This is a genomic window from Leucobacter sp. CX87, from assembly GCF_018682295.1.
In the GTDB taxonomy this organism is placed as follows: domain Bacteria; phylum Actinomycetota; class Actinomycetes; order Actinomycetales; family Microbacteriaceae; genus Cx-87.
On record NZ_JAFIRI010000004.1, the window covers coordinates 356980 to 365111 of the forward strand.

Genomic DNA, 8132 nt, shown 5'->3' on the forward strand with positions numbered 1-8132 from the left:
GACACGAAGAGGTCGAGGCGGCTGATGCGGCGATAGAGATGGACTCAGCAGAGGGATGAAGCTCTGGGGCCCGTGGCCAGGACTCGCAGAATGCGAGGATCGCTGGAAGCTGTGTGTGGGGCAAGGGTGGTGCAGGTGGTGATAAGAAACTTCTTTTCGTTGGCCGCCGAGACTCGCCTTCGAGTGTTCGTCGGGACATGTAGCGCGGTTGAGCGCCTAATCAGAGTCTAGACGAAGATGCCTGCGGTTTGGGAATGTGTTCGCAAATTTCGGCCCGGAGCACTCAGGTAGACCCAGGGTTGGCCCGGGTGAACTACTGCGAGTTCGGCTCGGCGGCACGCTCGATCGAGTCCAGAATGGCCCCGATCGCGGCATGAAACACGTTCATTCCGTCGAGCGCGACGAGCTGTTCCTGGTGTGCAACGATCAGCGGGTAATCAGACGAGTTTGGCAGCGAAAGCCGCTCGACCCAGGGAGCGGGCGAGCCCGGGGCGACGTGATCGTCGAGCGCCGCCTCGCGGGCCATTCCGGCGACGAGCGCGAGCAGCGCGCTGTCAAAGGCGGCGTAGGCGCGCACGAGCGCGTCGTCGCGATAGCCAGCCTCGTGGAAGGCGGTGAGCAGGAACTCCATCTCGGAAGCCTCGCCGGGGCCCTGGGTGGTGAGGGTTGCGGCATCCTGGCCGATGGTCGGGTAGACGAGCGCTGCCTCGGCAATGTGCTGCGCGAGGTGTTCGACGCGCGCGCGCCACGGCATGCCCGCCGTGGCCGTTGTCGTCGCGAGCACGGTGCGCTCCATGAGGCGATCGAGCGCCGCCCGCATGAGCTCGTCTTTGTTGCGGAAGTGGCGATACATCGCGGTGGCGTCGACGCCGAGGTCGGCGCCCAGGCGCTGAAACGTGAGGCGACTGCGCGGGTCCTCCTGTGAGAGGCGCAGCAGGGCGTCGAGGATCATTTCGCGGTCGATCCGGCCACGTCGCGGCCGAGTCGAAGTGTGCTCTGACATCGCGCCTCCTCGTCGTGCGCCCTCTGGCGCGTTAGGTCAGTGTATCGACGGTGCGCCTATGGTCGCCACAGTTTGCTTGTCAGTGACGTTGACGTTGTCCGCGGGCCCGAATACGCTGGTGGATGTACCGGGTGGTCGGTGCACCAAGGAGGAACAATGGTCAACGTCGACGGGCAGAACGCCCCGGTAGATGTGGTGTTTGAAAACGGATGGATCTATACCGGCGACGAGAGTGCGCCGCGCCGCGGCGGCGTCGCGGTCGCCGCAGGCCGCATCGTGAGCACCGACGCCGACGAGGTCGCGCGCCTCGCCGAGACCGCCGCCTCGCGCGTCGATCTGGACGGCCGCCTGCTTTTGCCGGGGTTCCAGGACGCCCACCTGCACCCCGTCATTGCAGGGATCGAGATGCTCAGCTGTGATTTAAGCTCGAGCGAGAACGCCGAAGAAGCGCTCGAAGCGGTCCGTGTCTACGCGGACGCCAACCCTGACGTCAGCTGGATCGTCGGCGCCGGCTGGTCGATGGACTTCTTCCCGGGCGGCACGCCCACCCGCCAGATGCTTGACGAGATCGTCCCTGACCGACCGGTCATGCTCGAGAACCGCGACCACCACGGCGCCTGGGTGAACACCCGCGCGCTCGAACTCGCCGGGCTTGACGCGAGCACGCAGGATCCTGCCGATGGCCGGTTTGAGCGCGAGCCCGACGGGTTCCCCGCGGGGACGGTTCATGAGGGCGCGATGTCGCTCTTCCACGGGGTCAAGCCCTCCGCGTCGGACGAGCAGGGCTATGCCGGACTGCTCGCGGCTCAGGAGCACCTGTACCAGTTTGGGATCACTGCCTGGCAGGATGCCGCCGTCGGACGTTTCATGGGGAGCCCCGATACGGTGCCGATCTATGAGCGTGCGATTGCCGAAGGCACCCTGAAAGCACGCGTGCGAGGCGCCCAGTGGTGGAGCCGCGAGGACGGCGAGGGTCAGCTCGCCGAGGTGCTCGAGCGGCGCGACCGCATCGCGGCATCCTGCGATCCTGACCGCTTTTCGGTTGGCTCGGTCAAGGTGATGGTTGACGGGGTCGCCGAGAACTTCACCGCGGCCATGCACGCCCCGTACCTTGATCCGCACGGGCACGACTCGGGCAACCGCGGCATCTCTTTCTTCGACCCTGAAGAAATGGCCGGTTTCGTGACCGAGCTCGACGCGAACGGTATGCAGGTGCACTTCCACGCCCTGGGCGATCGCGCGGTCACGAATGCCCTGGACGCCCTCGAGCAGGCGCGCACGGCGAACGGTGCCACCGATAACCGTCACCACCTCGCGCACCTGCAGGTCGTGCGTTCGGAGGACGTCGCGCGCTTCGCTCCCCTCGGGGCCACCGCCAACCTGCAGGCGCTGTGGGCCGCTCACGAGCAGCAGCTCGACGAGCTCACGCTCCCGTTCCTGCCCGCTGACTCCGAGCAGCACCACTACCCGTTTGGCGAGATTGCGGCGACCGGCGCGCACCTCGCTGCCGGCAGCGACTGGTCGGTGTCAAGCCCGAACCCGATCGAGGCACTGCACGTCGCGGTCAACCGAACTCACCCGGGAAGCACGCTCCCCGTGCTCGGCCCCGAGCTGCAGAAGTTGACCGTCAAGCAGTTCGTCGACGCGTACACGCAGGGCACCGCCCGCATCAACCACCTTGATCACGCGACGGGCCGCCTGGCGGACGGGTTCTACGCCGACTTCGTGATCCTGGATCGAGACCCCTTCGCCCTCGACAGCGAAGACCTCCACACTGTTCGGGTCGACGAGACCTGGATCGGCGGCGAGCGGGTGTTCGCGCGCGCGAGCGCCGAGTAGCCTGCCCGACGCAAGAAGGGCCCCGGATCACGTAATCCGGGGCCCTTCTTGCGTACTGGGTTACTTGATGAACGGGATATTGAAGATGAACTTCGAGGGGATGCCCTGCTTGAAGTTCTCGGTCGCCTTCACCGCCGCAATGATGTGGAATACGAAGAGCACTGCCGAGACGATCCAGAGCAGGACCGCGAGGATCGCGCCGAGGTACGGGATGAACGCGAGCACCCAGGTGGCGACGATCGGGATCATACGCACGAGCGAGAAGTTCAGGTTCTCGCGGTGGTACTGATCGGCGAGCGGGTTCTTCCCCTTCTCAACGAAGTAGAAGATGAGCGCCGGCAGCCACGTGAAGAACACTGACAGCCAGTAGTTCAGGGTGACCATGCTGGCGGCCTGCGCGGCCGGGTCAGCTGCAGCGTACTGGGGCTGCTGGTAGCCCGGCTGCTGGGGCTGCTGGTACTGGGGCTGCTGGTACTGCGGCTGCGGCGGAACCGGAGCAGCGGGCGCTGCGGGAGGCGGCGTGGGGGCAGCCGGGGGAACCGGTGCCGCGGGCGGGGGCACGGGAGCGCCGGGCTGCTGCGCCGCCGAATCGCCGTCGTTCGGCTCTGGGGGAAGAGTAGTCACGGTCATCTCCTTTGATCAGACACTCGGGTCAGCCCGTTCGCCGAAGGTTCCAAACGCGCGGGCCATTTCATTCTCAGCATAGCCATCTCGGGCGAACATGTCGCCGATTGAGGGTCAAGATTTGGAGTCAGTTCACCCTGCGATCAGGCGGGAAACGCCGCGGATAGCGCCTAGAAGATGTCCGGGCTCGGCGTCGCGGACTGCAGGATGGAGACGTCGGCGTGCCGGTCGAAGCGGTAGCCGGTGCCGCGCACCGTGCGCACGATGTCCTGGTACTGCGCGAGCTTCACGCGGAGGCGGCGGACGTGCACGTCGATTGTGCGCTCGTTTGGCACCTCCTCGATGGGCGCGTCGCTCCACAGCGCCTCGATGATCTCCTCGCGGGCGACGGTACGCCCCTCGCGCAGCACGAAGTACTGCAGTAGCTCGAACTCCTTGAAGGTGAGCGGTGCGACGACGCTATCGAGCAGCAGGCGCTTCCGCGACAGGTCGATGACGACGCCGGCTCGGGCGCGATCCTGCTCGTCCTCGACAGGCTTCTGGCGTGCGTGGGCGGCAGGATCGCCGAGAGCGAGGCGGACCACGTCGACGTCGCGACCGCCGGCGCCCTCGGGGGCAATGGCGACGGAGGCGTAGGTCTCGGCGGCGGGGGCGAGCTCGGCGACGAGCTGCTTGAGCTGTTCGACGATGGCGCCGAGGCGGGGGTCGCCCGCCGCGATCTTCGCATCGGCGAGCCCCACGTAGAGGGCGAAACCGCGAACCTCGGCGCCCTGCGGAAGTGCGCGGGCTGCGGTGGGGGCGGTCTGGGGAGCTGCGGAAGTGGTGAGGGTAGACATGATGATGGGTTCCTTCGAGCCGTGGCCCCCTGCTGAGCAGGTCGGGCCTGGCGCCGTCCTTGGCGCCGGATGTGCGTGAGCTAGGACGGGCCCTATGGGAGCGAAATGCTCAAGGGGCGAGAATCGTCCGGGAGTGACCGCGAGTGCGGTGGGGGCGCTAAGCGCCCGGCTGTTCCTTCGTAGCTAGCTGCACATTCGGCAACGCGCAACACCTGCACCGGCCATCATCATGCCGGTAATCCCAAAATTCACCTCGAGGGCGGACTGGGTGCGAGTGGTGTCAGACATGAGGCTTAGTAAATCTCAACTCTTCGTCACCTGTCAAGTGGGTTGTGAGGATTCGGGGTGAGATGGGCGCGCCAGGGAACAAAAAACTGCGCTACGCGGCGGCGCAACGCAGTTTTTGGTGAGTAGAACGTGGCGGCCGATGGCCTGGGGCCGGATTAGTCGGCGGTGCCGTACAGGCGGTCGCCCGCGTCGCCCAGGCCGGGAACGATGAACGCGTTCTCGTCGAGGCCGTCATCGAGCGCGCCGAGGACGAGTGTCACCTTACGGTCGCCGGCGGCCTCGCGCATCGCCGAGATGCCCTCGGGGGTGCCGAGCACGCAGATCGCGGTGACGTCGTCCGCTCCGCGATCGAAGAGAAACTCGATGGCCGCGGCGAGCGAACCGCCGGTGGCCAGCATGGGGTCGAGCACGAAGCACTGACGTCCTGCGAGCGAGTCGGGCAGGCGCTCGGCGTACGTGGTCGGCTGGTGTGTGACCTCATCGCGCACCATGCCGAGGAATCCGACCTCTGCGGTCGGGACGAGCTTCACCATGCCCTCGAGCATTCCGAGGCCCGCGCGCAGGATCGGCACGATCAGCGGCAGCGGCTCGCTCAGGCGGACACCGGTGGTCCGCGTGACCGGCGTCTCGATCTCATGAGGCTCGACGCGCACCTCGCGGGTCGCCTCGTAGGCGAGCAGCGTCATCAGCTCCTCGATGAGGAGACGGAACGTCGGTTGAGGGGTCTGCGCATTGCGGAGAACCGTAAGCTTGTGGGTGATCAAAGGGTGATCCGCAACGAAGACTCGCATATGGGCGATTCTAGTCGCAGAAACCCGGGCACTAGACGAGTCCGAGGGGCAAACATGGCGCGGCGCACTGGCGGGATCCCCGCGGACCCACGCGACGAGCGCCTGATGGGCGTCGCCCTCGCGGTGGCCAGGCGCGCGGCCGAGGCGGGCGAGATCCCGGTCGGCGCGGTCATTGTGGATGCGTCGGGGGAGATCCTGGCCGAGGGCGGCAACGAGCGGGAGGCGAGCCTCGACCCGACGGATCACGCCGAGATTGTCGCCATCCGCCGCGCCGCGCTCGCCATCGGCGACCGGCTGCTCGAGGACTGCACGCTGGTCGTCACCCTCGAGCCCTGCGTCATGTGCGCCGGGGTGATCGCCGCCGCCCGGGTGCCCCGCGTCGTGTTCGGCGCATGGGACGAGAAGGCTGGCGCGTGCGGCAGTGTCTACGACCTGTTGCGCGACCGGCGTTTGCCGCACCCGCCCGTCGAGGTGGTCGCCGGGGTGCGCGAGGCGGAGTGCGCGGAGCTCCTCGGCGAGTTTTTCCGCGCCCGGCGCTAGCGCGTCCGCGCGCCAGGCGCCGCTGCCCCCGGTCCCGGGATCCTGTGTTTTATCCGTCGCGCTCAATAGTAGATCCGCGCCCAGAAGGCGCTGGGAGGCCAAAAATCTACTATTGAGCGCGGATCTACTAGTGGGCGAAAGCGCGAGGGGCCAGACGCGGCGGGCAGGATCCTGCTGGGACCGTGCCGAGAGTGCTAGCCGGCCGCGAGCTCGCGGGCCCGCGCGATCGCCGCAGCCAGCGCGGCGTCGAAGAGTGCTGACAGGTCCGCGCCCTGCAGCACCCCGATGGCCTCGGCGGTGGTGCCCTTCGGGCTCGTCACCTGGCGGCGTAGCTCGGCGGGGCTGTCAGCCGACTGCGCGGCAAGCTCCGAGGCGCCGGCGAAGGTGCCCTGCACCATCACGCGCGCCTCGTCGCCCGTGAACCCGAGCCGCACGGCCGCCGCCGTGAGCTCCTCGATGAAGAGATAGACGTAGGCGGGGCCCGAGCCCGAGATCGCCGAGAGCGCGTCGATGCGCCCCTCGTCGACCACGAGCACCTCGCCGACCGTCGAGAAGTGCGCGCGGGCCGCCTCGGTCGCGGCGGCGTCAGCGGTCGCGCCGGCCGCGATGCCGGTCACGCCGCGACCGATGAGGGCCGGGGTGTTCGGCATGGCGCGCAGCACCGAGATGCCCTCGGGCACGAGCGCTTCCATGCTGGCGGTGGTGATGCCGGCGGCGACGCTCACGACGACGGCGCCGGGGGCGAGCGAGTCGGCGACTTCGCGCAGCACGTCGTGGATCATCCAGGGCTTCACCGCCAGAATCACCATGCGGGCCCCAGCGACCGCCTCGCGGTTCGCGTCAAGGGACGCCTCGGTCGCGAGCGGAACGACGCCCTCGATGCCCGTGAGCGCGCTCGCGCTGTCGATCGAGCGAGTGGTTACCCGGATCGGACCGTCCACGCTGACGCCGGGCGCGCGCAGGCCGTGCAGGATCGCGCGCCCCATCGAGCCAAGGCCGAGGATCGCGGTGGTGGGGAGGGGGCAGATTTCCGTCGTGTCGGTCACCCGCCACATCCTAGGATGGAGTCGCGGCCAGGGCCAGTTCAGTGCCCGGGGGTTGAAGGGAATCGACGTGAGCGCGACCGGCGGAAACAAAGCGATCCTGGCGGCTTTCGCCGCCAACCTGGGCATCGCCGTGACCAAGTTCATCGCGGCCTTCTTCTCGGGCTCGTCCTCGATGCTCGCCGAGGGTGTTCACTCGCTCGCCGATTCGGGCAACCAGCTGCTGCTCCTGATTGGCGGCAAGCGTGCGAAGCAGGAGGCCGATCAGGATCACCCGTTCGGTTATGGTCGAGTGCGCTTCGTGTACGCATTCGTCGTGGCGATCGTGCTGTTCTCGGTCGGCGGCATGTTCTCCATCATGGAAGGCATCAAGAAAGCCCAAGAGCCGCACCCGATCGAGCTGTGGTGGCTGCCGATTCTGGTGCTCGTCATCGCGATCATTCTTGAGAGCTTCTCGCTGCGCACCGCGATTCGCGAAAGCCGGCCACACAAGGGCGACGCGACCTGGGCGGAATTCATTCGCCGCTCGAAGGCGCCCGAGCTGCCCGTCGTGCTGCTCGAAGACTTTGCAGCGCTCTGCGGTCTCTCGTTCGCGCTCGTGGGCGTCGGCCTCACCGTGATCACCGGCAATGGCCTGTTCGACGCGATCGGAACGATCGCGATCGGCGTGCTGTTGGTCGGCGTCGCGGTCATTGTCGGGCTCAAGGTCAAGAGTCTGCTCGTGGGCGAGAGCGCGAGCGCTGGCGACCTCGAGAAGATCGAGGCGGCGTTGATGGCCGGCGACGACATCGACCGCATCATCCACATGAAGACCCTCTATCTCGGCCCCGACGAGTTCATGATTGGCGCGAAGATCAGCGTCGCCCCCGAGCTCACCGTGCACCAGCTCGCAGTCACGGTGAACCTCGCCGAGCGGCGCATCCGCGAGGCCGTGCCCGCGGCGCGCGTCATCTACCTCGAGCCCGACGTGTACCTCGACCCCAACAAGCGCGAGCCGTCGACAGAGTCGATCGTCTTCCTCGGCGAGGACTAGGGGTTCGGGCAGGATCCTGCCCCGCTGTGGTTCTCCACCCTTTGTCCCTCTGTCGAGCCGTCGCAACCTGCGGCTTCGCGCGGGGGCAAAACCCCCGTGTGGGCCGGGCGCCGGGGGCACAGTTGTACAATAGGG

General features: G+C 67.5%; 8 protein-coding genes. 3 read left to right on the forward strand and 5 right to left on the reverse strand.

Going from position 1 to position 8132, the window contains the following annotated elements; genetic code table 11:
• Window positions 1-313: 313 nt before the first annotated feature.
• Window positions 314-1003 (reverse strand): TetR/AcrR family transcriptional regulator, encoded by a 690-nt coding sequence (locus tag KOE53_RS07160; protein ID WP_188045534.1) that lies wholly within the window; start codon window positions 1001-1003, stop codon window positions 314-316.
• A gap of 156 nt (window positions 1004-1159) precedes the next feature.
• On the opposite strand from KOE53_RS07160, the gene KOE53_RS07165 reads away from it, so the two are divergent.
• Window positions 1160-2842, forward strand: coding sequence for an amidohydrolase (locus KOE53_RS07165; protein ID WP_188057925.1), 1683 nt, complete (start codon window positions 1160-1162; stop codon window positions 2840-2842).
• Window positions 2843-2902: 60 nt separating this feature from the next.
• On the opposite strand, the gene KOE53_RS13830 is transcribed toward KOE53_RS07165, so the two are convergent.
• The 3 genes from KOE53_RS13830 to upp all read right to left on the reverse strand — a co-directional run bounded on the left by KOE53_RS13830 (window position 2903) and on the right by upp (window position 5381).
• Entirely contained in the window at window positions 2903-3466 is a 564-nt protein-coding gene (locus KOE53_RS13830) for a magnetosome magnetite crystal formation protein family (RefSeq protein ID WP_353055603.1), read from the reverse strand.
• A 170-nt stretch (window positions 3467-3636) separates the two neighbouring features.
• Window positions 3637-4302 carry a winged helix-turn-helix domain-containing protein gene (locus tag KOE53_RS07175; protein ID WP_188057927.1) on the reverse strand — a complete coding sequence of 222 codons (666 nt, stop codon included), beginning with the start codon at window positions 4300-4302 and terminating at the stop codon, window positions 3637-3639.
• Window positions 4303-4745: 443 nt separating this feature from the next.
• Entirely contained in the window at window positions 4746-5381 is a 636-nt protein-coding gene (gene upp / locus KOE53_RS07180; RefSeq protein WP_188045538.1) for a uracil phosphoribosyltransferase, read from the reverse strand.
• A gap of 54 nt (window positions 5382-5435) precedes the next feature.
• On the opposite strand from upp, the gene KOE53_RS07185 reads away from it, so the two are divergent.
• Window positions 5436-5921 carry a nucleoside deaminase gene (locus KOE53_RS07185; protein ID WP_353055604.1) on the forward strand — a complete coding sequence of 162 codons (486 nt, stop codon included), beginning with the start codon at window positions 5436-5438 and terminating at the stop codon, window positions 5919-5921.
• A gap of 194 nt (window positions 5922-6115) precedes the next feature.
• On the opposite strand, the gene proC is transcribed toward KOE53_RS07185, so the two are convergent.
• Entirely contained in the window at window positions 6116-6976 is an 861-nt protein-coding gene (gene proC, locus KOE53_RS07190; protein WP_188057928.1) for a pyrroline-5-carboxylate reductase, read from the reverse strand.
• 58 nt (window positions 6977-7034) lie between these two features.
• Here proC and KOE53_RS07195 point away from each other — a divergent pair, with 58 nt between their 5' ends.
• Window positions 7035-7997: a cation diffusion facilitator family transporter gene (locus tag KOE53_RS07195; RefSeq protein WP_188057929.1), complete on the forward strand. Its 963-nt coding sequence runs from the start codon at window positions 7035-7037 to the stop codon at window positions 7995-7997.
• Window positions 7998-8132: the final 135 nt, after the last annotated feature.

Excerpts from the sequence above, each read along its gene's own strand:
- KOE53_RS07165 (WP_188057925.1), top strand. The coding sequence starts at position 1,160 with ATGGTCAACGTCGACGGGCAGAACGCCCCGGTAGATGTGGTGTTTGAA.
- KOE53_RS07185 (WP_353055604.1), top strand. The coding sequence starts at position 5,436 with ATGGCGCGGCGCACTGGCGGGATCCCCGCGGACCCACGCGACGAGCGC.
- KOE53_RS07175 (WP_188057927.1), bottom strand. The coding sequence starts at position 4,302 with ATGTCTACCCTCACCACTTCCGCAGCTCCCCAGACCGCCCCCACCGCA.
- upp (WP_188045538.1), bottom strand. The coding sequence starts at position 5,381 with ATGCGAGTCTTCGTTGCGGATCACCCTTTGATCACCCACAAGCTTACG.
- KOE53_RS07160 (WP_188045534.1), bottom strand. The coding sequence starts at position 1,003 with ATGTCAGAGCACACTTCGACTCGGCCGCGACGTGGCCGGATCGACCGC.
- proC (WP_188057928.1), bottom strand. The coding sequence starts at position 6,976 with ATGTGGCGGGTGACCGACACGACGGAAATCTGCCCCCTCCCCACCACC.